Origin of the sequence: Streptomyces panaciradicis (assembly GCF_023516615.1) — a bacterium.
Lineage (GTDB): Bacteria > Actinomycetota > Actinomycetes > Streptomycetales > Streptomycetaceae > Streptomyces > Streptomyces panaciradicis.
In genome coordinates this window covers 1-26,917 of the sequence record NZ_JAMGBF010000108.1, presented here as the reverse complement: position 1 = coordinate 26,917, position 26,917 = coordinate 1, and the positions used below count along the sequence as shown (strand labels likewise).

The 26,917-nt window shown below is 73.2% G+C and carries 21 protein-coding genes and 1 pseudogene; 3 read left to right on the top strand and 19 right to left on the bottom strand.

Translation table 11 applies throughout. The features are described 5' to 3' along the window. The first annotated feature begins 287 nt into the window (after positions 1-287). On the top strand, positions 288-2,030 hold the full coding sequence (locus M8J74_RS30685; RefSeq protein ID WP_249839564.1) for an endo-1,4-beta-xylanase: 1,743 nt from the start codon (positions 288-290) through the stop codon (positions 2,028-2,030). A 150-nt stretch (positions 2,031-2,180) separates the two neighbouring features. Here the strand turns inward: M8J74_RS30685 and M8J74_RS30680 are convergent, their stop codons facing one another. The 7 genes from M8J74_RS30680 to M8J74_RS30650 all read right to left on the bottom strand — a co-directional run bounded on the left by M8J74_RS30680 (position 2,181) and on the right by M8J74_RS30650 (position 10,068). Next, positions 2,181-2,846, bottom strand: a complete 666-nt coding sequence (locus M8J74_RS30680) for a response regulator transcription factor (protein WP_249839602.1) — start codon at positions 2,844-2,846, stop codon at positions 2,181-2,183. A gap of 255 nt (positions 2,847-3,101) precedes the next feature. Then, the gene (locus M8J74_RS30675; protein WP_249839563.1) at positions 3,102-3,506 is read right to left on the bottom strand and encodes a GNAT family N-acetyltransferase; all 405 of its coding nucleotides are present in this window, start codon (positions 3,504-3,506) and stop codon (positions 3,102-3,104) included. Then, the gene (purB, locus tag M8J74_RS30670) at positions 3,490-4,776 is read right to left on the bottom strand and encodes an adenylosuccinate lyase (RefSeq protein ID WP_249839562.1); all 1,287 of its coding nucleotides are present in this window, start codon (positions 4,774-4,776) and stop codon (positions 3,490-3,492) included. The genes M8J74_RS30675 and purB overlap by 17 nt, the downstream gene beginning before the upstream one ends. Before the next feature lie 50 nt (positions 4,777-4,826). Further along, the gene (locus M8J74_RS30665; protein ID WP_249839561.1) at positions 4,827-6,332 is read right to left on the bottom strand and encodes a glutamine synthetase family protein; all 1,506 of its coding nucleotides are present in this window, start codon (positions 6,330-6,332) and stop codon (positions 4,827-4,829) included. 27 nt (positions 6,333-6,359) lie between these two features. After that, a complete protein-coding gene (locus tag M8J74_RS30660) occupies positions 6,360-7,793 on the bottom strand; it encodes an amidase (protein ID WP_249839560.1) in 1,434 nt (477 codons plus the stop codon). After that, positions 7,790-9,742, bottom strand: coding sequence for a hypothetical protein (locus tag M8J74_RS30655; protein WP_249839559.1), 1,953 nt, complete (start codon positions 9,740-9,742; stop codon positions 7,790-7,792). Before M8J74_RS30655 ends, M8J74_RS30660 begins: the two co-directional genes overlap by 4 nt. Beyond that, a complete protein-coding gene (locus tag M8J74_RS30650) occupies positions 9,739-10,068 on the bottom strand; it encodes a 4Fe-4S dicluster domain-containing protein (RefSeq protein WP_249839558.1) in 330 nt (109 codons plus the stop codon). The genes M8J74_RS30655 and M8J74_RS30650 overlap by 4 nt, the downstream gene beginning before the upstream one ends. Before the next feature lie 310 nt (positions 10,069-10,378). On the opposite strand from M8J74_RS30650, the gene M8J74_RS30645 reads away from it, so the two are divergent. Continuing rightward, entirely contained in the window at positions 10,379-11,461 is a 1,083-nt protein-coding gene (locus M8J74_RS30645) for a methyltransferase (RefSeq protein WP_249839557.1), read from the top strand. 233 nt (positions 11,462-11,694) lie between these two features. On the opposite strand, the pseudogene M8J74_RS30640 reads toward M8J74_RS30645, so the two are convergent. The 10 genes and pseudogenes from M8J74_RS30640 to M8J74_RS30595 all read right to left on the bottom strand — a co-directional run bounded on the left by M8J74_RS30640 (position 11,695) and on the right by M8J74_RS30595 (position 22,529). Further along, positions 11,695-12,013, bottom strand: a pseudogene (locus M8J74_RS30640) (ribbon-helix-helix domain-containing protein). 255 nt (positions 12,014-12,268) lie between these two features. After that, positions 12,269-14,170 (bottom strand): alkyl/aryl-sulfatase, encoded by a 1,902-nt coding sequence (locus tag M8J74_RS30635; protein WP_249839556.1) that lies wholly within the window; start codon positions 14,168-14,170, stop codon positions 12,269-12,271. Positions 14,171-14,402: 232 nt separating this feature from the next. Next, entirely contained in the window at positions 14,403-15,908 is a 1,506-nt protein-coding gene (locus M8J74_RS30630; RefSeq protein ID WP_443744581.1) for an FAD-dependent monooxygenase, read from the bottom strand. Positions 15,909-16,010: 102 nt separating this feature from the next. Next, on the bottom strand, positions 16,011-17,510 hold the full coding sequence (locus M8J74_RS30625) for an FAD-dependent oxidoreductase (protein ID WP_249839554.1): 1,500 nt from the start codon (positions 17,508-17,510) through the stop codon (positions 16,011-16,013). A 1-nt stretch (position 17,511) separates the two neighbouring features. Beyond that, entirely contained in the window at positions 17,512-18,453 is a 942-nt protein-coding gene (locus tag M8J74_RS30620) for an aromatase/cyclase (protein WP_249839553.1), read from the bottom strand. 166 nt (positions 18,454-18,619) lie between these two features. Then, positions 18,620-19,405 (bottom strand): 3-oxoacyl-ACP reductase FabG, encoded by a 786-nt coding sequence (fabG, locus tag M8J74_RS30615; RefSeq protein ID WP_249839552.1) that lies wholly within the window; start codon positions 19,403-19,405, stop codon positions 18,620-18,622. Between the two features lie 17 nt (positions 19,406-19,422). Then, positions 19,423-19,698 carry an acyl carrier protein gene (locus tag M8J74_RS30610; RefSeq protein ID WP_058920580.1) on the bottom strand — a complete coding sequence of 92 codons (276 nt, stop codon included), beginning with the start codon at positions 19,696-19,698 and terminating at the stop codon, positions 19,423-19,425. An 86-nt stretch (positions 19,699-19,784) separates the two neighbouring features. Further along, positions 19,785-20,114, bottom strand: coding sequence for a TcmI family type II polyketide cyclase (locus tag M8J74_RS30605; RefSeq protein WP_058920581.1), 330 nt, complete (start codon positions 20,112-20,114; stop codon positions 19,785-19,787). 105 nt (positions 20,115-20,219) lie between these two features. Then, positions 20,220-20,915: an antibiotic biosynthesis monooxygenase family protein gene (locus M8J74_RS30600; RefSeq protein WP_249839551.1), complete on the bottom strand. Its 696-nt coding sequence runs from the start codon at positions 20,913-20,915 to the stop codon at positions 20,220-20,222. Between the two features lie 63 nt (positions 20,916-20,978). After that, a complete protein-coding gene (locus tag M8J74_RS30595) occupies positions 20,979-22,529 on the bottom strand; it encodes an FAD-dependent monooxygenase (RefSeq protein ID WP_283948798.1) in 1,551 nt (516 codons plus the stop codon). A gap of 165 nt (positions 22,530-22,694) precedes the next feature. Between M8J74_RS30595 and M8J74_RS30590 the strand changes: the two genes are divergently transcribed. Further along, positions 22,695-23,189, top strand: coding sequence for a nuclear transport factor 2 family protein (locus M8J74_RS30590; RefSeq protein WP_249839549.1), 495 nt, complete (start codon positions 22,695-22,697; stop codon positions 23,187-23,189). A gap of 607 nt (positions 23,190-23,796) precedes the next feature. Here the strand turns inward: M8J74_RS30590 and M8J74_RS30585 are convergent. Continuing rightward, positions 23,797-24,756: a 4'-phosphopantetheinyl transferase family protein gene (locus M8J74_RS30585; RefSeq protein ID WP_249839548.1), complete on the bottom strand. Its 960-nt coding sequence runs from the start codon at positions 24,754-24,756 to the stop codon at positions 23,797-23,799. A 230-nt stretch (positions 24,757-24,986) separates the two neighbouring features. Continuing rightward, positions 24,987-26,813, bottom strand: coding sequence for an acyl-CoA dehydrogenase family protein (locus M8J74_RS30580; RefSeq protein WP_249839547.1), 1,827 nt, complete (start codon positions 26,811-26,813; stop codon positions 24,987-24,989). Positions 26,814-26,917: the final 104 nt, after the last annotated feature.

The window sequence follows — 26,917 nt, the reverse complement described above, 5'->3', positions numbered from 1 at the left end:
GGGGTGCGAAATAGCACAAGCGGAAAGCGCGTTCTGATGATCACGCCTCACCCAGAGTTGACCGGAACGCATGAGACCGGCTGGAAGCCCGCTCAAGAGAGGCTCGACTTTCGGCGCAGTGCGGGCCCGGTTCAGCCCGCAGGACAGGCAGCAACGTACTTGCGTACCGTCGTGGATGCGCCGCACGAGCGGGGACGTGCCCCAAGGCCGCCGCACCTCACGTGTGATGAACTGTGGCCCGGTTTCGGGACGTTGACCTCGTCTGGAACAAGGGAGTGGGAGGGGCGGTGGGCCTGGGTGGGGGGACGTGGCAGCGGCTGACCGCCGTGGTACTCGTCATGGCGGTGGCGGCCGGGTGTACGGGGCAGGGCGACGGCGCGGGCGGCGGAAACGACGAGGACCTGCTGCGCAACCACGACTGGACGCAGATGCCGGGCACCACCGCGCGCAACGGCATCCTGCGGGTCAGCGCGTTGGATCGGCGCATCGTGGAGCAGGACTCCTCCGGCGGCCAGCCCGATCCCCCGCTGAACCTGGCCGGCCCGCATCTTGAGTCCGAGGGCGACTTCACCGTCACCGCGCGGATGTCCGGTGTGGGTGACGATGACGGCGGCTCATGGCTGCGGCTGTACGGACGTGTGCCGGTCATCTACGACGAGTGGCGCCAGGAGCGGCCCTCACTGCGCGTCGGGGTGACCGCCGACGGACACGTGAAGGTACAGATATGGGACGGCGAGGGCGATGAGCCGGCCATCTCCAAGGAGTTCGACTGCGGCTGCTCCGGGACGGTGACGCTCGCCGTGTCGAGCATCGGTGACACCTTCCGCGTGAAAGCCGACGGGCGGCGGCTGGGCACCGTGCAGGACCCGGGGGTGTTCGCCGAGGGCACTGTCTGGTTCGGTCTGGAGGCGGACGCGGGCGACGACGAGCGCCGCGAGGGATGGCGTCTGACGCAGCTGACCGCGCGGGCGGAGAGCGGTGACCCGCTCCGCGTGGTCAAGGCGCCGCAGCTGCGCCAGGAGCAGGTGGACGACTCGCTGCGTGCGCGGGCCCAAGACGTGGGGCGGCCGTTCGACGTCGGCACCGCCCTGGCCGAGAACCCGCTGCTCACCGACTCACGCTACCGGGCGCTCGCGGGGAGCCAGTTCTCCATGCTCACTCCGGAGAACGCGTTCAAGCCACAGTTCCTCCACCCACGCCGGGGCGTCTACGACTTCCGCGACGCGGGCCTCCTCGTCCGCTTCGCCCGCGCCAACGGCATGAAGGTGCACGCGCACACCCTCGTCTGGCACGAGGCTCTGCCCCACTGGATGCGGGAGAACGACGACCCCGAGGAGGTGCGCCGGACCATGCTCCGGCACATCGCCATGGTCGCCGGGCACTTCAAGGGAAAGGTCGCGGAATGGGATGTGGTCAACGAGCCCATGTCCGACGACGAGGAGAGCTACACCAACGGGGATCTCGGTCTGCGCTCCGAGCAGAGCCCGTGGTTTAAGGCCATGGGCGAGCAGTACATCGACGAGGCGTTCAGGGCCGCCCACCGGGCCGATCCCAAGGCACGGCTGTTCCTCAACGAGTACGGGGTCGAGGAGGAAGGCGAGCGGTGGGACGCCCTTTACGATCTGGTCGAGCGGCTCAAGGAACGCGGCGTACCGATCGACGGCGTGGGTTTCCAGAACCATGAGTACGCACCCGGCGACCGCGTCGACCCGGAGACCTTCCGCGGCCATGTGCGGGATCTGGCGGAGCTCGGGGTTCAGGCGCGGGTGTCGGAGATGGACGTCCCCCTGGGTGAGGACGAACAGGACGGGCGGCAGACCCAGGCTGATGAGATGGCGGGCAAGCTGCGGGTCTGCCTGCAGGAGCCGAACTGCACATCGTTCTCCACCTGGGGATTCACCGACCGGTACGGTTCCACCGCCGACACCAGGATCTATCCTCCGCGCACGGCCGATTCCCTGCCGTGGGACGCGGCCCTGCGGCCGAAGCCGGCGTACGAGCGCTTGCTGGAGGCCTTTGACGAGGCGTGAGGCATCAAGGGGCGAACTCTCGGCTGGGTGTCGACGGTAGGAAAAGTTAAAGAGCGTCGTGTTCCGCCAGGGGCGTTTGATGAGGCGGCGAGGTTCGGCTTCGCGGACGCGGCGCCGGAGCAGGCCGCCTGAGATGGTCGAAGACCGCTCTCAGGGATGGCCGAGCATGAAGCCGACGCCGCGTACCGTCACGATCCAGCCGCTGTCGCCCAGCTTGCCGCGCAGGCTGCTGACGTGGGTGTCGACGGTGCGCCGGGACCAGGAGTCGCCCCAGACCTGCTGCAGGAGCTGCTTGCGCGGGATGACGGTGTCCGGGTGCGAGGCCAGCAGGCACAGCAGGTCGAACTCCTTGCGGGTCAGGGCGACTTCCTCGCCGTCGACCAGGACCTCGCGGGAGCCGACGTCGATGTGCAACGGGCCGCGCCGGATCTCCCGGGCGGCGGCCGGCTGCCAGGCGGCACGCCGCATCACGGCCTCGATGCGGGCCATCAGCTCGCGCAGCCCGTAGGGCTTGGCGACATAGTCGTCGGCGCCCGCCTGCAGGCCCAGGACGCAGTCCAGTTCGGAGGCGCGGGCGGTGACGATGATGACGGGCACCCGGCTGACGGCGCGCACGGCGCGGCAGACCTCCAGCCCGTCCAGGTCGGGCAGTTCCAGGTCCAGCAGGACGAGATCGGCGTCCTCGTGGGCGCGCAGCGCGGCCTCGCCGCGCCGGACGCCGAAGGCCTCGTGGCCGTGCCGGCGCAACTGGGTGAGCAGGGATTCGGCGCCGGCGGTGTCGGCGTCGACGACCAGGACGCGGCGGCCGGAGGGCATGGAGAGGGCCGCCGGGCGCCCGGTGGCCGCCGGCTCCCGGGCGGGGCGGGCCACGGCCCGCTCGGGGCCGGCGGGCGGGCGGGTCTCGAGCAGCGCCTGTGCCGATGTCACGGTGTGGCCTCCCCGGGAGTGCGGTGCGGTGCGCGGGACAGGGCCCCGGCCCTGCCCTTTGAATCTAGGCACGCGCGGTCGAGCCCCGGTACAGCCCCGGCCGCCCCCGCCAGGAGCCGGCGAGGGCGGTCCCGTGGTGGAGGGTCAGGGGTTCAGGACCCAGGCCGAGTCGTGGCCGGTGAAACCGATGTGCGGGTAGTAGGCGACCGCAGCGGGCGCGGACAGCAGGACGATCTTGGCCTGGGGGGCCTCGGCGCGGGTGGCGTCGATGAGGGCGCGGCCGATGCCGGAGCGCTGGCGGTCGCCGGTGACGGCGATGTCGGACAGGTAGGTGACGTAGGAGAAGTCGGAGACGGCGCGCACGATGCCCAGGAGGGTGCCGTCGTCGTCGCGGGCGGTCAGCACGAGGTTGGCGTGGGCGAGCATGGCCGCGAACCGCTCGCGGTCCGCGATGGGGCGGCGCTCGCCCAGGCCGGAGGCCCGGTAGAGGTCGAGGACCTCCTCCAGGTCCAGTGCGGCGCCGTCGACGCGGTCAATCTTGCAGCTCATGCAGCTTCTCCAATCGGGTGCGGATCACGTCGTGGTGGGTGAGGAAGCGCTCGGGTCCCAGTCCGGCCAGGTCGATGCCCTCTTTGGCCAGACAGGCGCCGAAGTGCTCGCCGATGGCCAGGGTGCGGTTGGCCGCGGCCTGCACGCTGCGGTAGGCGTGTTCGCGTTCCATGCCCTCGCCCAGGAGTTCGGCCAGGACGGAGGAGCTGTAGATGAGGCCGTCGGTGTGGTCGATGTGGGCGCGCATCCGGTCGGCGTCGACGGTGAGCGCGGCCACCAGGTCGGCGGCCTTGGTGGCCTGGAAGTGGCCGACGCACAGGCTGTCGGGGAGGATGACGCGTTCCACGCTCTGGTGGGCGAGGTCGCGTTCGTGCCACAGGGCGACGTTTTCCAGGGCGGTGTCGGCGTAGCCGCGCAGCAGGCGGGCCAGTCCGCACAGTCGTTCGCTGGTGGTGGGGTTGCGTTTGTGGGGCATGGCGCTGGAGCCCTGGTAGGCGCTGGTGCGGGCTTCTTCGACCTCGCGGACCTCGGTGCGCTGCAGCAGCCTGAGTTCCAGGGCGAGGTGTTCCACGCAGGCGCCCAGGGTGGCGACGGCCTGCAGGAGCTGGGCGTGGCGGTCGCGGGCGACGACCTGGCTGGGGGCGGGTTCGGCGGTGAGGCCGAGGGCGGTGCAGACGTGGTCCTCCACGCGGGGGTCGATCAGGGCGTAGGTGCCGACCGAGCCGGAGATGGTGCCGACGGCGACGGCCTGGCGGGCGGCGGCCAGGCGGTGCAGGCAGCGGTCGACGGCGAAGGCGTGGCCGGCGAGTTTGTGGCCGAAGGTGGTGGGTTCGGCGTGCATGCCGTGGGTGCGGCCCACCATGACGGTGTCCCAGTGTTCCAGGGCGCGGCCGGTCAGGATGCGGCGCAGCCGGCGGGCGGCCGCGGTGAGCAGGTCGGTGGCGCGGGCAAGGGTGTGGCCCAGCGCGGTGTCGACCAGGTCGTAGCTGGTCATGCCCAGGTGGACGAAGCGGGCGGAGGAGTCGGGGATGTCTTCGCAGTAGGCGGCGAGGAAGGAGAGCACCTCGTGGTCGCGTTCGCGTTCGAGGGCGGCGACCCGCTCGGGGGCGGGGACGCGGGCGCGGCGCATGTCCGCCACCGCCTCGTGGGGGACGTGGCCGAGGGCGGCCTGTGCCTCGGAGGCGAGGATCTCCACCCGCACCCAGGTGGCGTAGCGGGAGTGGTCGGTGAACAGGCCGGCCATCTCGGGCAGCGTGTAGCGGGCGATCATGCGCGGCCTCCGTCGGAAGTGGGGCGGCAAGGAGGGGGTGGGGGGTGGGTTCAGTAGGCGCCGAAGTACTCGCGCTGTTCCCAGTCGGTGACCTGGCCGGGGGCGGGCGCGGTGTGCAGGGACCAGGCCTCGTAGCGGCGCAGTTCGCTGTCTTTGAGTTTGGCCAGGCATGCGGCGAGGGGTTCGCCGAGCAGGCGGGCGGCGCGGCCGGCGCGGAAGGCGGTCAGGGCCTCGCGCAGGTGCTGGGGCACCAGCCCCGGGCGGCCGGTGTCGGCGCCGGTGTCGGCGGGGGCGGCGGGGGCGGTCAGGCCTTCGAGGCCGGCGAACAGCTGGGCGGCGATGGTGAGGTAGGGGTTGGCGCACGGTTCGCCGATCCGGTTTTCGATGTGTGCGCCGGCGCCGTGGCCGACGAGGCGGAGCAGCGCGCTGCGGTCCTCCTGGCTGACGCCGAGGCGGGTGGGGGCCAGGGTGTGCTCGGCGGCCAGGCGCCGGTAGCCGTTGACGGTGGGCACCGACAAAAGGCACAGCTCGCGGGCGTGGGACAGCAGTCCCTCGGCGTAGGCCTTGCCCTGCGGGGAGAGCCCGCCGGAGGGGCCCTCGGCGGCGAACAGGTTGGTGTGCGAGGCGAGGTCGGTGACCGACTGGTTCAGGTGCCAGCCGCTGGGGTCGGCGGCGTCCAGGAGCGGCTTGGACATGAAGGAGGCGTGGTGGCCGCGGCGGGCGCACCAGTTCTTGACGGTGGTGCGGAACAGCAGCATGGCGTCGGCCGCGTCCAGGGCGGACATCGGGCTGAACGTCGTCTCGACCTGTCCGGGCCCGGACTCGTGTTCCATTGAGCGCAGGGGCAGGCCCAGGGCGAGCAGGTGCAGGGCGAGCGGGTCGGTCAGCGGGGCGAGGGTGTCGTAGTGGGCGTCGAGGTTGAACTGGTAGCCGGCGTTCACCGCCTTCACCCGGGGGGCCTGGCCTTGGAGGCCGAAGCCGTTGCCGGTGTTGCCGGGTTCGTCGTCCAGGCGGCGGGTGAGGTACCACTCCACTTCCAGGCCCACGACGGGGGCGAGGCGGCGGGCGTCGTAGGAGGCGGCGACGCGGCGCAGCACGGCCCGGGAGGACAGCGGGTGGGGGGTGCCGTCGCGCAGGTACTCGTCGCCGATCACCCAGGCGGTGCGGGCGTCGCCTCCGGGCAGCAGCTGGAAGGTGAGCGGGTCGGGGACGAGGATGAAGTTGCCGGCGCCGGCGATCTCGTCGACGCCGATGCCGTGTTCGCCCAGGAAGTCGACGGCGACGGCGTGTCCGGTGTCGAAGACGAACGGGCCGGGGCTGAAGTTCATGCCGTTGCGCAGCACGGAGCGGAACGCCTGGGCGGTGAGGGTCTTGGAGCGGGCCAGTCCGTGGGGGTCGCCGAAGACGAGGCGGACCAGGTCGATGTCGGCGAGAAAGGCTTCGATGCGTTCGGCGGCGGCGGTGCGGGCGTCGTCCCACAAGGCGTGGTCGGCCACGAAGGAAGGCCGTCCGACGCTGCCCTGCGCGGCGGGCGAGGACCATGACCTGACGTACATGGGGGAACGTCCTTTCGCGAAGGGGGGTCAGCGGGCGGTTGCGGGCTGCAGGGCCCGCCTCGAGGCCGGCGCCGGCAAGGGGGTGGGCAGGGGGGTGGGCAGGGGGGTGGCGAGGTCGCTCTCCAGGCGGGCGGCCAGGGCCAGGACCAGGTCGTCGCCGCCGACGGGGCCGACCAGTTGCACGCCCACCGGCAGGCCGGCCGGGGTGAGGCCGGCGGGCAGGGACAGGGCGGGCTGGCCGGTCATGTTGAAGGGGTAGGAGGCGGGCGCCCAGGCCAGCCAGCGCAGATCTCCAGGGTCGGCGGCCCAGGGCGGGCCGACGGCGTCGTAGGCGAACGGCTCGACGGGCACGGTGGCCATGGCCAGGACGTCGTAGTGGTCCATGACGGTGCGCAGGGTGGCGCGCAGGTTCTGGCGGACCTCTTCGGCGCGGATGACGTCGGCGCCGCCCAGGGTGCGCCCGTAGCGGATCACTTCCAGGCGTCCGGCGTCGGCCCACTGGTCGTCCTGCGGGCGGGCGCCGGCGGCCTCGGAGGCGGCCAGGAGGTCCACGAGCGCGGGGTACAGGCGCTCGCAGCGCACCTCGACGTCCGCCACCTGGTGGCCCTGGGCCTCAAGGGCCAGGCGGGCGCGGTCGGCGACCCGGCGGACCTCGTCGGTGGTGGTGTCGTAGTCGATCCAGCCGATCCGCAGCCCGCGGTCGGCGCGCGGGGCGTCGAGGCAGGCGAGGGCGGAGTCGGGGTCGGCGGGGTGGGGGCCGGCCATCACCTGGGCGAGCAGGGCGGCGTCGGCGACGGTGCGGGCCAGGGGGCCCTGGTGGGCGAGCCGGTCGGCGCTGTTGGGGACGTAAGGGATGCGGCCCAGGGTGGGTTTGTAGCCGACGACGCCGCAGAACGCGGCCGGGATGCGGATGGATCCGGCGCCGTCGGTGCCCAGGGCCGCGTCGCACAGGCCGGCGGCCACCGCGGCGGCGGCGCCGCCGCTGGAGCCGCCCGCGCTCAGGTGCGGATCGTGGGGGTTGCGGGTGGGCGGGGCGACGCGGGAGAGGGTGCAGGCGCTCCAGCCGTATTCGGAGGTGGCGGTCTTGCCGACGATGACGGCGCCGGCGGCGCGCAGCCGGGCCACGGCCGGGGCGTCCTGGCGCGGCCGGTCGTTGGGCAGCAGGGAGCCGCGCACGGTGGGCAGGTCGCGGGTCTGCAGCAGGTCCTTGACGGAGACGGTGACGCCGAGCAGCGGCCGGGTGCGCCAGATGTCGGCGCCGTGTTCGCGGATGAGGGCGTCGGCGCGGGCGGCGGCGCGCAGCGCCTCCTCTCCCGCGACGGCGACGTAGGCGTCCAGGGTGTCGTGGTCGCGGGCGGCGGCCAGGACGGCCGCGGTGTGCTCCAGCGCGGTCAACTCGCCTTGGCGCAGGAGGTCTTTGGTGCGGCTGACGCCGTGCGCACGCATCGCTTGCCCGCTCATGAGGCTCGGCGGACCTGGCCGGTCAGGGCGTCGGCGGGGGTGCGGCCGGTGATGGACGTCCAGTGCCAGCCGGAGTCGAACGCGGTGACCTCCACCCCGGTCCCGGTCGCGGCCAGGTGGGCGGCCAGGGAGGTGGCGCGGGCGATGAACGCCGACACCTGGTGCGCGGCGAGCAGGTCCTGCTCGCCGAACGGCTGTCCCGCGCAGCGCAGCAGCCGCAGGTCCATGAAGCCCGCGAAGCGGCGGCCGTCGACGTCGACGGGCTGCGGGGAGCGGATGGAGAACCGCACCTGGTTGTTGACGTGCCCGTGGTGGTGCTGGTCGGAGAAGAACGCCAGGTCGGGGATGACGGGTGGCACGAAGTGGTCGCGGGCGGCCACCTCGGGCACCGGCGGCAGGTTCCCGGCGACGAAGTGCCAGGAGTTGTACTGCATGCGCGAGGACATCGCCCAGGCGGCGTCGGCGAGGGCCGCGGTGGAGTGGCCGAAGTGGGCGGCGGCCTCGGGGCGGGGCACCACGCAGCAGAAGAAGTGGGTGATGTCCCAGTCGCAGATCTCCGCCCAGCTCTCGCCGCGCAGCGCGCGCACCAGGGCGGGCAGCGAGCGCATGCCGCGGCTCATCGCGAAGTCGGCGCCGAAGGCGGTGACGGTCGCGGCCACCGCCTCGTACACCAAGGACTCCAGGCCGGTGCCGAAGGCGCCGTGCGGGCGGGCGAGCCAGCCGGGCGCGGCGGCGAGAGCGTCGCCGAGGTCGGCGAGCGTGTCGCCGCGCAGCGGCAGCCGGGCGCGCAAGCGCTCGGCGACGGCTCCCTGCCGGGCGCGGGTGGCCGCGCCGGCCGGGGCGGCCACGCGTTCCACCTTGTGCATCAGCGCGCCGTGGATCTCGCGGTACAGCTGGGCGCTGCCGGCCACCTGGCGGCGGCGTTCGCCCAGCGCGGCGGCGAGCCGGTGCAGGTCGGCGACGGAGTGGGAGGCGGGGGCGGCAACCGGGGCGGCGCCGGGCACGGGCACGGTGTTGTAGGTGCGGCGCACCCGCTCCAGGGTGTGCGCGACGTGTTCCACGCTCAGCTGGGTGCCGTTGGCCTCTTCGATGCGGCCGAAGCCGGCCGAGGCGATGAGCAGCGTGAGGCAGACGACCAGCTGGGCGTCCTCGTCCGACCACAGATCCAGTGGCAGGCCGTCAAGGGCGCTCAGGGCGCAGTCGGGGTGGCCCGGCCACAGGGTCTTGCCGGTCAGGGTGTTGCGGCCGCGGAAGTTCGTGTACTGCGTGTCCTGCTGGTACAGGACGAACGGGGCGGTGCGCAGGGCCGCCTGCCGGGCCTGGGCGACCAGCGCGTCGCGGCCCTCCTGTCCCTGCCCGGCCAGCCAGGCCCGGCAGTCGGCCACACCGGCGGCGTGCCGCTCGCGGGCGCTTTTCAGTTCGCTGCGGTAGCGGGCCAGGACCGTGCGGCTCCACGGCACGCGGCGCACCCCGCCGACCAGGTCGCGCACGTCCAGGGGGCGGCCGCCGGGGGTGCGCACGGCGATACGGCCGCCGGCGCTCAGGCCGATCTCGCCGCGGAAGACGCACCGCTCGTCGGCGCCGGCGGGGACGACGCCGGGCTCTGCGACCGGGCTTTCGGCCGCGGTGTCGGTGTCGCGCCAGGTGAGTCCGCACAGGGCGCTCAGGGCGGCCTGCTCGGCCGTGTTCAGGGCCCGCAGCTGGATGTCGGCGGGCACGTGTCCGTCGAGGGTGAGCAGCACCTCAAGGCCGGCGCGCAGGTCCGGGGTCTTGGCCGCCCGCTGCCAGACGCGCCGCAGCAGGGCGGGGAACCCGGCGTCCTGGTCCCGGACGCGGTCCGGTCCCACCGTGCTCCCGGCGGGCAGGCCGAGCCGGCTGGGGCGGCGGCTGATGCGTTTTTTGGCGTGTGCGGCGCGGCGGGACTCCTGGCGCCCTGCGGAATCCGTCATGCCGCGCTCTCGGCGGTGAGCTCGATGTGGTTCCACAGCGCGTCGCCGGTGGGGGTCCACTCCTCGTCGACGTAGATGCAGTCGACCGGGCACTCAAGGACACAGGCCGGGCAGCCCGAGCACAGTTCGGGAACGATCACCACGTCCAGGCCGATGTCGAAGACCGCGCCGAACTCCGCGGGACAGCCGCGCAGACAGCTGTCGCAGGTGATGCACTCGGACGTCTCGATGCGCCGCGGCGGCTTCTTCCAGTTGTCGGCGCGCGCACGCCGGGCGATGCGCTCGGCGCGCTCCGACAGCGCGGCAGACGAGGCAAGCTTCTTCACGGGAACGGCCCCCTCCGGGACTCTTCTCGACCCCTGGCCGAGACGGACGGAGCCCATCGTCACCGGGCACTCTCAACTGCCCCCGGAGCGCGGGTGGGGGCCAACTGGAGCTCCCCGCACCCCGGCCGGCGAACAGCCCCCGGGGGGGGCGGGAGGGCTCCAGCGGGGTGCGAGCGGGGCCCGGCCGCGCCACCGGAGTCTGGGTGTCGTGAAGGCGCGTACGGCGCGGCCGGCCAGGTTCCGTGCCCGCGCAAGCCCCCTGCCCGCCGCGGGCGCCCGCCGTCCCGCCGCCCCTTTTTCGGAGGACCCCATGCCGCTGCCGCCCGCCCGTGTCGTCCGCGTCGTCGAAGGCGTGCGCACCGCTTTGCAGAGGCTGGTGCGCAAGCTGGCCCCGGCACCGTTCTCGCTGCTGGAGATGGTGCAGGGCGCCATGCTCAGCCAGGCCATCTACGCCGCCGCGCAGCTGCGCGTGGCCGAAGCCCTCCAGGGCGGTCCGCTGCCCGTCGCCGACATCGCCGAGCGGGTCGGCGCGCACCCCGAGACGCTGGGCCGGCTGCTGCGGCTGCTGGCCTCCCAGGGCATCTTCACCGAGCGCAAGGACGGCCGTTTCGCCCTGAGTCCGATGGCGGCGGCGCTGCTGGAGGACGCGCCGATGTCGATGCGGGGCATCGCGGTGCTCATGGGACATCCCCTGCACTGGGAGGACTGGTCGCACTTCGTCGACGCGGTGCGCTCCGGGGAGCCGAGCCTGCCCAAGCTGCGCGGCATGACGGCCTTTGAGTTCCTCGAGGCCAAGCCGGAGTACGGCGAGGTGTTCATGAAGGGCATGGGCGCGATGTCCGCCACCGAGACCGAACCGATCCTGGCCGCCTACGACTTCTCCCCCTACGGCACGGTCGTGGACTTCTGCGCCGGGCGCGGCGAGCTGCTGGCGGGCATCTTGAACAAGGCGCCGGGCGTGCGGGGCATCCTCGCCGACCCGCGGGTGGCCGACAACGGTGCGGCCGGCTACCTCGCCGAGCAGCAGGTCGCCGACCGGTGCGAGGTGGTGGCCGCCGACCTGTTCGGGCCGGTGCCCAGGGGCGGGGACGCCTACGTCCTCAAGCACATCGTGCACGACTGGCCCCAAGAGCAGGTCCTTGAGATCCTGCGCAACGTCCGGGCGGCGATGCGGCCGGAGGGCCGGCTGCTGCTGATGGAGATGGTCGTCCCCGACAAGCCCAACGCCGCCCACGCCTCCAAGCTGGTCGACCTGTGGCTGATGCTGCTGGTGGGCGGCCGCGAGCGCACCACCGGCCAGTACGCGCAGCTGCTGGCCGAGGCGGGCTTCCGCCTGGAGCGGGTGGTGCCGACCGCGGGCGCGATCTCGGTGGTGGAGGCCAGCGTCCGCTGACGGTCCGCGCCGTGGGCGGGGGCGCGGCCACGATGGCGAACTGCCTTTGCGCGAGGACACGTTGATGCGGTGAAAGATCGCCGGATCGGCTGCTTGCGCTGCGGCTGCGCCCTGCCCCCGGCCGCAGCGGCCCTCTCAGCCCGTCGCCCCCGTGCTGTCCCTCGAGGCATACCGCAGGTACTCACCCCCGGATCGGCGCGCCGAAGACTCGCCGCACGAGCCAGCAGGCGTGTTCAGAGGAGAAGGACGCCCGGCAGCATCCTGAACGCCTTGTGATGGCCGAGCGGGCACACGGCCCGCACGTCGCGACGGTCGGGAATGAGCACAGCGTCGGCGACGGTATCGCGCGCCTCACCCTTGCCGGGGAGTGCGAGCAGATCCTTCGAAGGTGCGGGAGAAGAGAGGTTCGTCCCAGACACGGTGGGCCATGGCCGCAAGATGAATGCCCTGACGAATGATCTCGGCCTCGCTGATGCCGCGCCGCTTGGCGGCCTCCTTGATGATGGCGAGGTCTTCCGGATCCACGTAGACGTTGGTCCGCTTCATCGGCATGGGCCAAACATAATGTCGGCGCTTTTCGCCTGCGGACTGCCTCGGTGAACTGACTCGAAGAGAGCGTGCAGGACAGCCGGATGTGACGTTCGAAGGCCCCGCTGTCGTGAACCGCGGTCCCGCCGGTGCGCTGGTGGTGAAACAGCGATACCGGTGCCGCGGTTCGGGCCGGGCCGACTCGTAGGGAGCCGTGCCCGGCTCAGCGTGGCCGCCCTCACGTCGGTGGTCGATCCGCTGCCGGGTCAGGTCCCGGGTTCATGGCGTGACGATGGCGAAGTCCGGGTCCGGGGTGTCCAGGTAGCCCAGCAGTTCGTTCAGCCGCCCTGCGTCGCCGGTGATCTCGACGCTGTCCTTGGCCGCCAGATCGGCCGGGTTGAGGGCGCCCAGCAGCAGGTGGCGCAGGTCGGCTTCGGTCAGGGTGATCTCGACGTGCGGCGGTACGGCGGCCGGACCGGCGCCGGTGACGTGGGTCAGGACGCCGTTGCGCAGCCGCACGGTCACCGTCTCGCCCTGGTCGATGTGCCAGCGCACGATGATGTCCGCGTCCCAGCTGCGCGGCCCGTCCACGCGGATGGCGAGCGCGTCGAAGAGCTGTTCCAGGGTCAGGGCCGCCAGCACGTCGGGCGCGCCCGCGGCGGCGGGCGTGCCGAGGGGGCCGTGACGCAGTTCGTAGGCGCCGGTGAGGTAGAAGTTGCGCCAGGTGCCGTTCTCGCTGCCGTAGCCGAGCTGTTCGAAAGCATCGGCCTGCAGCCGGCGGGCTTCTGCGTTGTCCGGGTCGGCGAAGACGACGTGGCCGAGAACCTGGGCCACCCAGCGGTAGTCGCCGTCGGCGTAGGACTGCCGGGCCCGGCGCAGCACCTCGGCGGCGCCGCCCATGAACTGCACGTACCGGGTGGCGGACTCCACCGGCGGGTGCTCCCACAAGTGGGCGGGGTTGCCGTCGAACCAGCCGAGATAACGCTGGTAGATGGCTTTGGTGTTGTGGCTGACGGAGCCGTAGTAGCCGTGGGTGTGCCAGGCCCGCTCCAAAGCGGGCGGCACCTGCATGCGTTCGGCGATCTCCGGCCCGGTCAGGCCCTGGTTGAGCAGGCGCAGACTCTGGTCGTGGAGGTAGGCGTACAGGTCCCGCTGCTGGGAGAGGAACTTCACCACGCGCTCGCGGCCCCACACGGGCCAGTGGTGGGAGGCGAAGGCGACGTCGGATGAGGCGGCGAAGAGGTCGACGGCCTCGGTCAGATAGCGGGCCCACACGCGCGGGTCGCGGACCTGCGCGCCGCGCAGGGTGAGCAGATTGTGCAGGTTGTGGGTGGCGTTCTCCGCCATGCACAGCGCGCGGTGGTCGGGGAAGTGGATGTTCAGCTCGGCCGGGGCCTCGGTGCCGGGGGTGAGCTGGAAGACCATGCGGATGCCGTCGACCGTCTCGCTCTGCCCGGTGCGGGTGATGTCCACCGTGGGCGGGATCAGGGTGACCGCGCCGGTCGACGTGGTCTGTCCCAGGCCGGCGCCGACCTGCCCGCGTTCGCCCTTGGGCAGGGCGGCGCCGTACATGTAGGCGGCGCGCCGGCTCATCGCCGTGCCCGCGTAGACGTTCTCGCTGACGGCGTGCTCAAGAAATCCCTGGGGCGCGTACACCGGGACGCCGCCCGTCACGTCCTCGTCGGTGACGACGCCGCGCACGCCCCCGAAGTGGTCGACGTGGCTGTGGGTGTAGAGCACGCCGGTGACCTGGCGTTCCCCGCGGTGGGCCCGGTACAGGGCCAGGGCGGCGGCAGCGGTCTCGGCGCACAGCAGCGGATCGATGACGAACACGCCGCGTTCGCCCTCCACCAGGGTCATGTTCGACAGATCGAAGCCGCGTACCTGGTAGATGCCCTCGGTGACCTCGAACAGGCCGTGCTCGCGGCAGAGCCGGCTCTGCCGCCACAGGCTGGGGTTGGCGGTGTCGGGGCAGTCCTGGGCGAGGAAGCCGTAGGCCTCCAGATCCCATACCGGGCGCCCCTGGGCGTCGCGGATGAGGCGTTGCGCCGCCGTCCCGATGAAGCCGCGCCGCGCATCCTTGAAGTCCTGCTCGTCGTCGAAGGCGAACCTGTCGCGCACCGCCCGGTTGGCCGCCGCGATGTCCGGTTGCGCGGGCCCTGCCTCGGAAACCTCAGGCATGCTGCTCTCCCTCGCTGACGACGCGGCCGGCCAGTGCCACTCTCGCCCGGGACGCGCACCAGCACGATCCGGCGTACGCCGTCCGGCCGATGGCCGCCCGGGCTCGGTGTGCGGGCCGGGAAAGGCCTGTCCGGCCCGGTCGAGGGCGGCCGTCCTTCGCCAGCGGGAACAGGGGCGAGCCAGCGGCCCCTGAGGGCAACGCCGTGTCCGCCCCTGCTCGTGTCGTGCGCGGTCAGTGCGCGGCGGGGGTGCCGAACCAGCGGGTGAGGGCGGTGTGCAGGCCGTCGGTGGTGCCGGGGCCGGTCCAGGCGACATGGCCGTCGGGGCGGAGAAGGACGGCCTCGGCGCCGGAGAAGACGGTCTCGCCATCGGCCGGGAAGGCGGTGACGGTGTCGACGCGGCCGGTCCAGGCGGCCGCAGCCTGGCGCAGGCGGGCGTCGTCGGTGAGGTCGAGCAGGACGCCGTGGCCGGCGTGCAGCAGCCGGAAGGTGTCGGTGGCGCCCTCGGGGCCGTTCAGTGCGGTCTTGGGCAGGCGGCGCCCCAGCAGCGGATGCGCTTCCTGCCCCGTTTCCGTGCCGTCGGTGAGGTCGTAGCGGATGTCGAGGTGGGAGACGATGCCGGCCAGGTGGCGGCGCACCACGTCATGGCCGGTGAGTTCGGTGAGGATGCTGCGCAGCGGTTCGGCCTTCTCGCCGCCGAGGAAGACCAGGCCCTGGGCGCGGGTGTTCATCAGCAGGCGGCGGCCCACCGGGTGGCGCTCGCCGTGGTAGGTGTCCAGCAGTGCCGCATCGGCGCGGCCGGTGGCGACGGTGGCGAGTTTGAAGCCGAGGTTGGCGGCGTCCTGCACGCCGGTGCTCAGTCCCTGGCCGCCGGCGGGCAGGTGGATGTGGGCGGCGTCCCCGGCCAGCAGGACCCGGCCGCGCCGGTACTGGGCGGCCTGGCGGGTGGCGTCGCTGAAGAAGCTGACCCATTCGGCGCCGCCGCCGCTGATGTCCTCACCCGTGATGTGCTCCCAGGCCTTGGCGACCTCGGCGAAGGTGACGGTGTCCTCGGCGCTGCGGGCGGCGGCGCCGTGCGGGCAGACGATGATGCGGTGCACGCCCTCTTTGAGGGGGGCGGCCATCACCATGCCGTTGGGGAGGGTCTCGCCGAGGTAGCGGGGCTTGAGGTCGACGCCGGTGATGTCGGCGAGGAACATCGCGCGGGTGGCCTCGGTGCCGGGGAAGTCGATGCCGGCGAGCTTGCGCACGGTGCTCTTGCCGCCGTCCGCGCCCACCAGGTAGCGGGCGCGCATGCGGCGTACGCCGTCGGGGGTGACGACGGTGATCTCGGCGTGGTCGCCGTGAAGGAAGTGCTCGTCGAGGGCGAGGACCTCGTGTGCGTGGCGGATGTCGGCGCCGAGATCGGCCGCCCAGCCGGCCAGGACCGCCTCGGTCTGGCTCTGCGGGATGCCGCGGGCGCCGAAGTGGGCGCCCTCAAGGGCGGTGAAGTCGAACTGGACGCCGCCGAAGTGGCCGACGTCGCTGACGGCCAGGCTCTCGCCCTGCCCGAAGCGGGGCAGGATGCCGCGCTGGTCGAAGACCTCCATGGCGCGGGCGGTGAAGCCCAGCCCGCGGGACTGGCCGGTGGGCTCGGCCAGCTTGTCGAGCACGATCACCTCGGCCCCGCCCAGGCGGAGTTCACCCGCGAGCATCAGTCCGGTCGGGCCTGCGCCGACGACGATGACGTCGGCGTCCATCGTGATGTCCTGCATGGCGTGGGATCCCTCTCAGTCATCAAAAGGCGTGCTCGGTGAGGCGGGGGGGTGGGTGGAGGCAAGACGGCCCGCGGGGGCCGCGTTCTACGGGGATCCGAACCAGCGCTGGACGGCCTCGGCGAGCCCGGCGCCGTCTTCTGCGCCCGCCCAGGCGACGTAGCCGTCGGGGCGGACCAGGACAGTGCCGGCCTGCAGGGGGTTGCCGGGCTCGGCCTGGGCGGTGAGGGTGTCGATGCGGTCGGCGTAGGCGGCGTTCAGGCGCGGCGGCGGCCCGTCCAGGGCGAGCAGCAGTCCGCGCCCGGAGCGCAGCAGGTCGGCCGTGGTGCAGCGGGCCGCGCCGGTGCGCAGGACGGTGTGCGGCAGGCGCATCCCGCGCAGCGGGTGCTGGGGGCCGCCGACGTCGTAGCGGATGTCCAGGCCGCTGATCATGGCGGCCAGGTGGGTGCGGACGCTGTCGTGCGTGATGAGTTCGGTCAGGACGGTGCGCAGCGGCTCGATCTCGGGGCCGCCCAGGAGCAGCAGGGCCTGGGCGGCGATGTTGCCCAGGACGGCGGCGCCGACCTGGGCGCGTTCGGTGTGGTAGCTGTCGAGCAGGCCGGCGGGGGCGGTGCGGTCGATGGTGGCGGCGAGTTTCCAGCCGAGGTTGTAGGCGTCCTGCAGGCCGAGGTTGAGGGCCTGGCCGCCGATGGGCAGCTGGCGGTGGGCGGCGTCCCCGGCGAACAGGATCCGGCCGTGCCGGTAGCGGGCCAGGATCCGGTTTTCGTCGTCGAAGCGGTTGACCCACAGCGGGGTGCCGGCGGTGATGTCCTCGCCGGTCACCTGCTTCCAGGCGGCGGCGACCTCGTCGTAGTGCGGCTCGCCGGCGTGTTCGCGGGGCGCGGTGCCGAAGGCGTGGACCATCACCCGGGTGATGCCGGCCAGGTTGCGGGCGGCGACGGCGAACCCGCCCGGGAGGCGTTCGAAGCGCCGGTTGGGGATGTCCAGGCCTTCGACGTCGGCGCGCAGCAGTTCCCTCTCGGCGCTCGTGCCGGGGAAGTCGGCCCGGGTCAGGGTGCGCACGGTGGAGTCCTGGCCGTCGCAGGCCACCAGGTAGTCGGCGCGCAGGGTGAGGGGGGTGCCGTGGCGGGAGGTGGCGGCGGCTTCGACGTGGGTGGTGCGGTCGGCGACGGCGTGCAGGGTGTGCCCGCAGCGCAGGTCGGCGCCCAGGCCGAGGGCCCATTCCTCCAGGACGGCCTCGGTCTTGGTCTGCTCGACCTTCCACTGGCCGGGGTAGGGGCCGGGCAGGGTCAGGTCCAGGGGGATGCCGCCGAAGTGGCCACGCGGCTCGCACGGGGGACGGCCGAGGTCGGCGAGCAGGCCGCGGCTGTCGAGGACTTCCATGGTGCGGGCGTGCAGGGTGGAGGCGCGGGAGGCGGTGGCGGGGCCGTGGCGGCGCTCGATCAGGGTCACCCGGATGCCGCGCAGGGCCAGTTCACCGGCCAGCAGCAGGCCGACGGGGCCCGCGCCGACGACGATCACCTGGGTGTCGAGCCTCACGCCGGGCCCGGCGTGCGGCGGGCGCTGGTCCGGGTGCGGGGCGGCCATGTCAGCGCTTCCGCTCCGCGTACGCCTTGGCGTGGCCGAGGGTGGCGAGGCTGTTGGTGCTCAGCGCGCTGTGCACGTAGGCGCGGGCGTCGGCGACGGTGGCGTCGGGGCCGAGGATACGGGTGATGTTGTCGGTGTTGAGGGTGACGGTGTGCTGGGAGCTGGCGGTGGCGCCGTCGTCGGTGTCCTGGAACGTCCACATGCCGGTGTGCAGGGTCATCAGCGCCGGCAGGGTGACCTGCTTGTAGGCGATGCGGTGCTCGCCCAGGACGACCCGGTAGGACTTGGTGGTGTGGGTGGAGCCGTCCTTGGCGCGGGTGTCCATCTCCAGCTCCTGCAGGCCGGGGGTGTCCTCGGTGAAGCGGACGCGGGCCACGTGCGGGAGCCGCTCGGGCCAGCGTGCGGCCTCGTTGACGAAGGCGAAGGCGTCCTTGGCCGGGCCGTCGATGGCGACGGTGTCGGTGAAGGAGAAGGTCAGCTGCTGGGTGTCGGCGGCGTGGGCGCGTTCGACGTTGTCCTTCAGCGCGGCCAGTTCGCTGCGGCTGTTTTTGTCCACGGCCCGTTCGATCCACAGCAGGTCGTGCGGGTCGTCGCCGACGGCCCGGTAGTCGTGCAGCAGCCGCACCCGGCAGGTGTCCGGGGTGAGGGGTTCCACGATCCAGGTGCCGCCCATGGCGGCGACCGGCGGCGCGGTCACCTCCTGGCGGAAGGTGATGCGCAGCGCGGCATCGTCGAGGGTGCGGCGCGAGGTCCAGGTCTTGGGCTCGTTGTTGGCGGTGGCCCAGATACGGATGCGTTCCTGGCCGCTGCCGGTTTCCTCCCGGTCGACGTAGAGGGTGGGCGGGAAGATCCGCGGCCAGTGGGTGACCTCGGCCAGGAGGCGGTAGACGGCGGCGGCGGGCGCGCTGATGGTGATCTCGTGCTCGACCTCACGAGTCGTCATGACGGCTTCTCCTCGGTGGTGCCGGCGGTGCCGGCGGTGCGGAAGGACACCACGGCAGGACAGGGGCAGGACAGGGCAGGGCAGGGCAGGCGTGGGGTGGGGTGGGGCCCGGTGGGGGCCGGTGGGGGTGGGGGGTGGCACGGGGGTGTTGGCCGGGTGCGGGGGGTCAGAAGTTGCCGAGGCCGCCGCAGACGTTGAGGGCCTGGGAGGTGATGGAGGCGGCGGTGTCGGAGGCCAGGTAGCCGACCAGGCCGGCGACCTCCTGGGGGGTGGAGTAGCGGCCCAGGGGGATCTTGGACTGGAACTTGGTGAGGATCTCCTCCTCGGTGGTGTCGTAGGCGGCCGCGTAGCCCTGGCGCACCCGCTGGGCCATCGGTGTCTCGACGTAGCCGGGGCAGACGGCGTTGACGGTGATGCCGGTGGGGGCCAGCTCGTTGCCGAGCGCCTTGGTGAAGCCGACGACGCCGTGCTTGGAGGCGGAGTAGGGGGCGCCCAGGACGACGCCCTGCTTGCCGGCGGTGGAGGCGATGTTGATGATCCGGCCGCGGTCCTTGGTGCGCATGCCGCCTGCGGTGAGCACCTCGCGGGTCATGCGGAAGACGCTGGTGAGGTTGGTGTCGATGACGTCGTCCCACAGCTCGTCGCTGAGCTCGGCGGTGGGGCCGCCGCCGGAGCGCCCGGCGTTGTTGACCAGGACGTCGACGGTGCCGAACGCGGCGACGGCGGCGCGCACGAAGTCCTTGACGGAGTCGGCGTCACGGACGTCGAGCCGGTGGCCGTCGGCGTCCAGGCCGTCCTCGCGCAGCGCCTTGGCGGTGGCTGCGACGCTCTCGGCGTCGCGGGCGCCGATGAAGACCCGGTGGCCCTGGCGGCCCAGCAGGCGGGCGACCTCCAGGCCGATGCCGCTGGTCGCCCCGGTGACGAGGGCGACCCTGGCGGTGGTGTCGGACATGAGTTGTGCCCCCTCTTTCAGGCGGCCCGGGCGCCGGCCGGGGCCAGCTGGGCGTTGACGGCGTCGATCAGGTCACGCGGCGTGAGCTCTTCGCTGAGGTCGTCGTCGTCCAGGACGATGCCGTACTCGCGCTCGATGCGGCCGCCGGTCTCCAGCAGGGCGATGGACTCATACCCCAGGACCTCGAAGGAGGTGTCCTGGATGTCGGCGGCGAGGTCGACACTCTCGTCGGCGCCCGCGGCCTCCAGCAGGATCCGCCGCAGGTCGTCGAGGGTGAACTGGATGCTGGCCATGGGGTCTTCCTTCGGTCTCGGGGCCGGCGGCCCCGGCTGGTCTCCTGTCGTGGGCCGCGGGTGCGGCCGCCCGGCGGGGCGCCGGTTCAGGCGGGCGCCTGCCACCGGTAGAAACGCTGTGCCATGGCATCGGCCGGGGACCGCCAGGTCGCGGGGTCGTAGGGGTCGATGAACGGCTTGAGGTCGTCGCTGATCCGCACGAAGCGCGGGTCGTCCTTGGCGCCCTGGATCAGCTCGCCGCCGTTGTCGGTGTCGAAGTCCTGCAGGTGGAAGTACAGGCCGTTGAAGGCGAACAGCTGGCGCCGCCGGGTGCCCATGCGGTGCGGCATGTCGGTGGCGTCGAACTCGGCGAACAGCCGGGCGACATCCGTGCTCGCACCGGGCGCCATACGGGCCACGATCAGCGTGCTGTGCATCAGTTCTCGCTCCTTGGCAAACAGTGCGGTGGACCGCCGGCGGGCTGATCCACACCGGCCGGCCCGCCGCTTCGGGGGGCCGGCCGAGCGGGGGGCGGGCGGGGGTTACTGGCCCGCGGCGCGGGTGTGCACCACGCGGTAGGTGTTGGCGTCGCGCTCGACGCTCAGCTCGGCGATGCGCTCGTCGTTGGCGCGGCGGGCCTCGGGCTTGCGCGCGTGCGGCAGGTCACGGAAGGCGTCGTAGCTGTCCTTGCTGTCCCACTGCGAGTACACGACGGCGAAGGCGCCCTCGACGAACATGGCGCGCAGGCCCTTGAAGACGCAGTGCGAGCGGTAGCCGGGAACCTCCACCAGCCAGCTCTGGCCCTCGCCCAGGAGCTTGATCAGATCGGCCTGGTTCTCCTCGCCGACCCGGTACACCTCGATGGCGGTGTAGTCGTCGCGGTCCGGGGAGACCTCGATCCGCCCGCCGAGGGAGGGGTGGGTCTGGGTGAAGACGATCTCGTTCTGCAGCAGCCGGATCGCCGTGGTGATCTCACGGAAGACGGGCAGCGTGCGGTGCTTGAACTCCTCGCCCGAGTAGCGCTTTTGCAGATCCTCGCCGCTGCGCCACTGGATCAGGTTGGCGGTGCCGGGGCTGTCCTGCCCGGCGTGCACGGTGGAGGAGATCCATCCCTCGTAGGCCGCCGCGTCGACGATCTTGCCCATCTCGGTGAGCAGCTGGTCCTGGTGGGCGGGGGTGTCGGTGGTGAACAGGTTGAGGACGGTCAGGTAGTTGTCCTCGGTGGAGATGATCGGCATGGTCTTCTTCGCTTCCTTCAAAAGGGTCAGGGGGCCTGCGGCGGTGGACCCAGGCGCCCCGGTTTAGTGGGCGGGGCCGAACCAGCGGGTCAGCGCGCGGGTCAGCGGCATGCCGCTGGCCCGCGTGCCGGGGCCGTCACCGGCGGCGCCGACCCAGGCGACGTAGCCGTCGGGGCGGACCAGGACGGCGCCCACACGGCCCTCGCCGGTGCTGTCGCCGGTGTTGTCGCTGTCGTTGTCGCTGTCGTTGTCGTTGTCGTTGTCGTTGTCGTTGTCGTGCTGGACGGTGACGGTGTCGACCCGGTCGGACCAGTCCTGGGCCGCGGCGCGCAAGTCCGGGCTGCCGGCCAGGTCGAGCAGCAGACCGCGGCCGGGGGCCAGCAGGCCAAGGACGCTCTGCTTGACGCCGTCGCGGGTGACCTGGTGGTCGGGAAGGCGGCGGCCGAGCAGCCGATGGCCCTCGCCGCCGACGTCGTGGCGGATGTCGAGCCCGGTGACCATGCCCACCAGGTGGCGCTGCACCTCCTCGTGGCGCACCAGCTCGCCGAACACCTGGCGCAGCGGGTCGACTTCGGCGCCGCCGAGGTAGAGGGTGCGCTGGGCGAGGGTGTTGGCCAGGATGCGGGCGCCGACCGGGTGCCGCTCGGCGTGGTAGGTGTCCAGCAGCTGCTCGCCGGTGTGGCCCTTGAGGGTGAGGGCGAGTTTCCAGCCGAGGTTGACGGCGTCCTGGATGCCGGCGCTCATGCCCTGGGCGCCGATCGGCAGGTGGATGTGGGCGGCGTCGCCGGCGACGAAGACGCGGCCGCTGCGGTACCGGGCGGCCTGGCGGCTGACGTCGGTGGTGGAGGACACCCACAGCGGTGTGGCGGCGCTGATGTCCTCGCCCGACAGCCGCCCGAAGGCCTCGGCGACCTCGGCGAAGGTGATCGGGCCGGGGGTGGTGCGCAGCGGCTGGGCGCGGTCGTAGTAGATGACGCGGGAGCGGTCCGGGCCCAGCGGCAGCACCATGACCATGCCGCCGGGCACCGGCTCCCCGCTGAAGCGCGGGCGCAGCTGGACGCCGGCGATGTCGGCGAAGCGCAGCTCGACGGTGGGCGCGGTGCCGGGAAAGTCGATGCCGGCGGCGGTGCGCACCACGCTGCGGGCGCCGTCGCAGCCCACCACGTAGCGGGCGGTGAGCACGCCGGCGGCGTCCCCGCCGGCGGTGTGGACGGTGACGGCGTTCTCGTCCTGGGTGAGGCCGGTGACCTCGATGCCCCGGCGCACGGTGACGCCGCGTTCGGCGATCCAGCCGGCGAGCATGGCCTCGGTCCGGGCCTGGGGGATGCCGCGGGCGCCGTAGGAACCGCCCTCGACGACGCGGTAGTCCAGCGGCACACCGCCGAAATGCCCGAAGGGAATGACATCGACGTCACCGAGCCGGGAAATCAGCCCGCGCTGCGCGAATTCCTCGATCGTGCGCGCGGAAAAGCCGAGAGCACGGGATTCCCTGATGGGCTCGGCCAGCCGGTCGAGGACCAGGACCGAGACTCCATTGAGACTCAACTCGCCTGCGAGCATGAGTCCGGTGGGACCTGCTCCGACTACGATCACATCCGCGTCAAAGGTATTCATCCGCCCTCTCCCGACTGGTATTCGACGAGTATTGCCGGGCCACGGAAGAACGGTAAAGACAATGCGGTACAACCTTTATGCAATCCGTTACAGAACTCTGCCGGCAATGTCAGATCTTTGGCAGGAACCTGGTTCGGCGGGCCCGGCGGGCACCATGCTCGGGCGGTGACTTCCAACCATCTCGCCGCCCCGGGCGCGGCCGCCGGCCTTGCGGAGGCCGCCGTGGTCGGGGACCTGCTGGGCCGTTACCTGATCGGCCTCGACGACGGGGAACTCGACGACGCCTGGGCCAGGAGCCTGTTCACCGAGGACGCGGTCGTCACCTTCCCCATGAGCGCCCACACCGGGCGCGCCGGGCTCGCCGCCTGGCACCGGGCCTCGCTGGCGGCCTTCGCCCGCACCCAGCACCTGGGCTCCCCGCCGGTGGTCGACCTCGACGGCGAGCGTGCCGTCTTCCGCGCCCAGGTGCTGACCACCCACGTCCACCGCCCGGGCGGGCAGGGGCCGGGCGGGCAGGGGCCGGGCGGGCAGGGGCCGGCGCTGTTCCGCGCGGGCACCCTCGCCCGCGGCCGGGCCCGCAGAACCCCGGCCGGGTGGCGGATGAGCGAGCTGTCCTTCCGGGTGCTGTTCACCGAGGGCGAGCCCCCGCGGCGGACCTGAAGCCGGCCGGAGGCGACATCTGCGGCGGCACCCCGGCCGCCCGGGTGCCGGGATGCCGCGGGGTGCAGCCGGGCCCGACGCCCGGCCACCCTGCGGGCACTTGAACAAGCCCAGCCGTAATAGGTGCGCCTATCCATGCAAGGGTGCGCGGTGGACAAACCCGCCGAGATGCTCGACCGCGACTTCGCGTGGACCGAGTTGCCCCGCTTCGCCTCCCAGCCCACGCGCCGCCCTCGGCGTGGTCCGGGCGCCGCCGGCAGAGCAAGACCTTCCTCCTGGACGCCGTCACCCGGGCAAGCGGCGGCTTCCTGCTCACCGCCACCGAGACCACCGAAGCCGACGCGCTGCGCCAGTTCGGCGAAGCCCTCGCCCGCCACCGCGACCAGCCCACCCCGTTCCGCTTCGCTCAGGGTGGGCCACCGCGCCTGCCTGGGGGTTCGCCGCCGTGCTCTGGGCCCTCACCGCTGCGCGGCGGGTGGTCCGACCGGGGGTGTGCCGGGCCGGGCCCCGTGGGGCGGTGGGATCGGGCCGCACGGTGGCGCACCCGCGGGCCCGCACCGCACCACCGGGGCCCGACCTGCCGGGCCCCGGGTTTGCGGGGCGGGGCTCAGATGTCCACGGCCGGGGGGCCGTCGGGTGGGGGTGGGGTCATCGCGGTGAGCAGGCGGCGGTCCAGCATGGTGCCCACCGAGGTGTCCCCGGCCGGGTCGAGGCCGGCGTCGTGGCAGGCGGCGCTGATGAGGTAGCGGCCCAGGACCGGGTAGGTGGCGAACGCCCATTCCTCGCCCTGGGCGGCGGTGCCGTCGGGGGTGCGCAGGCCGCCGGGGGTGAGGCCGAAGCCGAACTCGGTGAAGGGCAGCCGCATGCCCTGGCCGAGGGCTTTGGTGTAGGCCTCCTTCAGGGTCCACAGGCGCAGCAGGCAGGCCGTGCGCTGCTCGGCGGGCAGCGTGTCGAGTTCCGCGGCCTCGGTGGGGGTGCACATCTGGCGGCGCATCAGGTCGGCATCGAAGCGGCGGTCGGCGCGTTCGGCGTCCAGGCCCATCCGGCCGGTGCGGCTGATGCCCACGGCCATCAGCTCACCGGTGTGGGTCAGGCCCACCTCGACCTGGTCCAGGCCGCGCAGGTAGGGGCGGCCGCCGAGCCGGTAGGCGATGTCGATGTCCTCGGCGGCGATGCCGAGCGCGGCCGCCGCGGTGTACTTGATCAGCAGCCGGGAGGCGGCGAAGCGGCAGCGCACCGCGGGATCGGGGGTGCGCTCGTAGCGGCTAAGGTCGCGGCCGAGCAGCGGCCGCAGGCGGGGGGTGGTCAGCACGGCGGGCAGCCACTCGGTCCACGTCGCGTACGCCATCGTGGCGCCGCGGTCCAGGAGGTTCTCCCTGACCTTGAGCCAGGAGCTGTCGGGGCGCGGGATGTGCACGGGCGGGGCGACCGCGGCGCCGCGCGCGGTGGCGACGGCGCCCAGGGCGCCCAGGGTGTGCAGGGTGTGCAGGACGCCGGCACTGTCGCGGGCGTCGATGTCGTCCGTGGCGTGGTCCCCGCGCAGGGGTGGGGGCTCACCGGGGTGCACGGCGTTCGTCTCCTTGTCCGGTCCTGCCAGTCCTGCCGGTCCTGGCGTTCCTGCCGGTCCTGGCGTTCCTGCCGGTCCTGGCGTTCCTGCCGGTCCTGCCGGTCCTGCCGGTCCTGGCGTTCCTGCCGGTCCTGGCGTTCCTGCCGGCCCGCCGGGCTCCGGGCGGGCGGGCTCCGGGCGGGCGGGGGGTGTCCCGGGCCGGGCAGAATCGTTTCTTTCGCGGGGGTGGGTCATGCGAGCCGCATGGCGTACAGGTCGAAGCTGCGTCCGCGCCGGTAGCGGTCCACGAGGGCGGCGGCCAGGTCGTGGGCGACGCCGTCGGGCACGTCGGGCACCTCCAGGCCGAGGCGGCGGCCGAAGCGGGTCAGGGCCAGCAGTGCCCAGTCGGGTTCCGCGAGCAGGGCGCCCTCGGGGCTGCTCGGGGCGGCGTTCTCGCAGACGGCGAGGCAGGCCGCGGCGGCCAGCAGCAGGCAGTAGCGGTCGATGAGGACGTACGCGGCCGGTGAGGGCGCTGTGCTGTGCGGGCGGTGGGTGAGGGTGGCACACCGCTCGGCGAGGTGGTGCACCTCGGCGGCGAACGCGCCGGCCAGGTCGGCCAGCGCCGCCCACCGCGGGCCGCGGGCGCGTCGGCCGTCGAGCCGGGCGGCGGCGCCCAGCAGGGCGGCGAGCAGCCCGTCGCAGCCGTCCTGCGGGTCGCGGGGTTCGGCGACAAGGCGCCTGAAGTCGAACACCGCCTGCGGTGGCCGTGGGGCGCCGGGGGTGAACAGGGCGGCGGGGGCCTCGTGCCAGGGCGCGCCCCGGCGCACGGCGTGGGCCAGGGTGCGCAGGTGGGGCACGAGCACGGCCTGGATGTCGGCGGTCCCGGCGTGTCCGAGGCCGGCCACCGGCAGGTCGCGTACGAGTTTTTGGAAGCCGCCGTAGGCGGGGCCGCGGTCGTAGCCGCGGGCGCCGAGCACCGCGGCGAGTTCGTCGAGGTCCTCGTGCAGCAGCGCGGAGACGGCGTACTTGACCCCGGCGGAGGGAATGAGGGCGTACTCGGGGGCCACATCGAGCAGGCGCAGCCCGGCGACGGCGAGACTGTCGCAGGCCAGCAGGTCGGCGAAGACACCGGCCAGGACCCGGCCGCGGCGCCCGCCCAGCACCAGCCCGCGGCGCGACTCGCCCAGCGCCCGCACGGCGTAGCGCAGTGCGCTGTCCATCCCTGCGACCAGGGCGCCGCCGGAGACCAGGGCCCGGCTGACCTGGAAGGTACGCAGGGACAGGTGGATGCCCTCCCCCAGGCGGCCGACGAGGGCGCCGGCGGGCACCGGGCACTGCTTCAGGTCCAGTCCGGCGTAGTGGGCGCCGCGCATGCCGTGGGTGCGCACCCGCGGCAGCCGGTGCACGGCGTGGGCGGGCAGGCGGTCGGCCTGCAGCAGGAACACCGAGTGGCTGTCGGGGCCCTCCCCGTCGGCGGTGCGCACGTAGGCGGTGAAGGCATCGGCGCGGTCGGCGTTGATGACGACGTCCTTGCGGCCGTCCACCACGAAGGCGCCGCCCGGCGCGGGCCGGGCGCTGTACTCGCCGCGCAGGATCGCGTTGGCGTGCACGAACTCGCGGTGCAGGATGGTGATGCGGCCGCCGTGCAGCAGGCGCCGGGCGGTGTCGGTGCACTGGCGCTCATCGCCGGCCGCCCACACCACGGACGCGGCGAACAGGGCGGTCACCCCGGCGCCGAAACCGAGCGCCACGTCCCGGCGGAAGACCGGCCGCAGCACCTGCGCCAGATCCTCCACCCCGCTCAGGCGGCCGCCCAGCGCGTGGGGCACGAACTCCGCGCCCAGGCCGAAACGGTCCAGGAGTTCCTCGGTGGCCGCAGGCGCCCGGCGCTGTTCGTCGGCGGCCAGCAGCGCCCGCTGGCCGTGCGGGTTGTCCTCGGCGAAGGGATCGCCGAGCAGATCCTCGACGTACTGGGCGCGTGCGGCACCCTCCCCGCGCACCCGCAGGCGAGCAGCGGCGGCGGCCGGGCGGGGCGCGGCCTTGGGCGCGACGGCGCCCGCGGTCAGGTGGTCGTTCACGTGGGACCTCCAACTCCGGCCCGTGCGGCCCGCCCGAGGGGCGGAAACCGTGGGGCGCGATGAGCACGGTGGCGGCGCGGTGACGGCGGCGGCCGGGCGGCGGC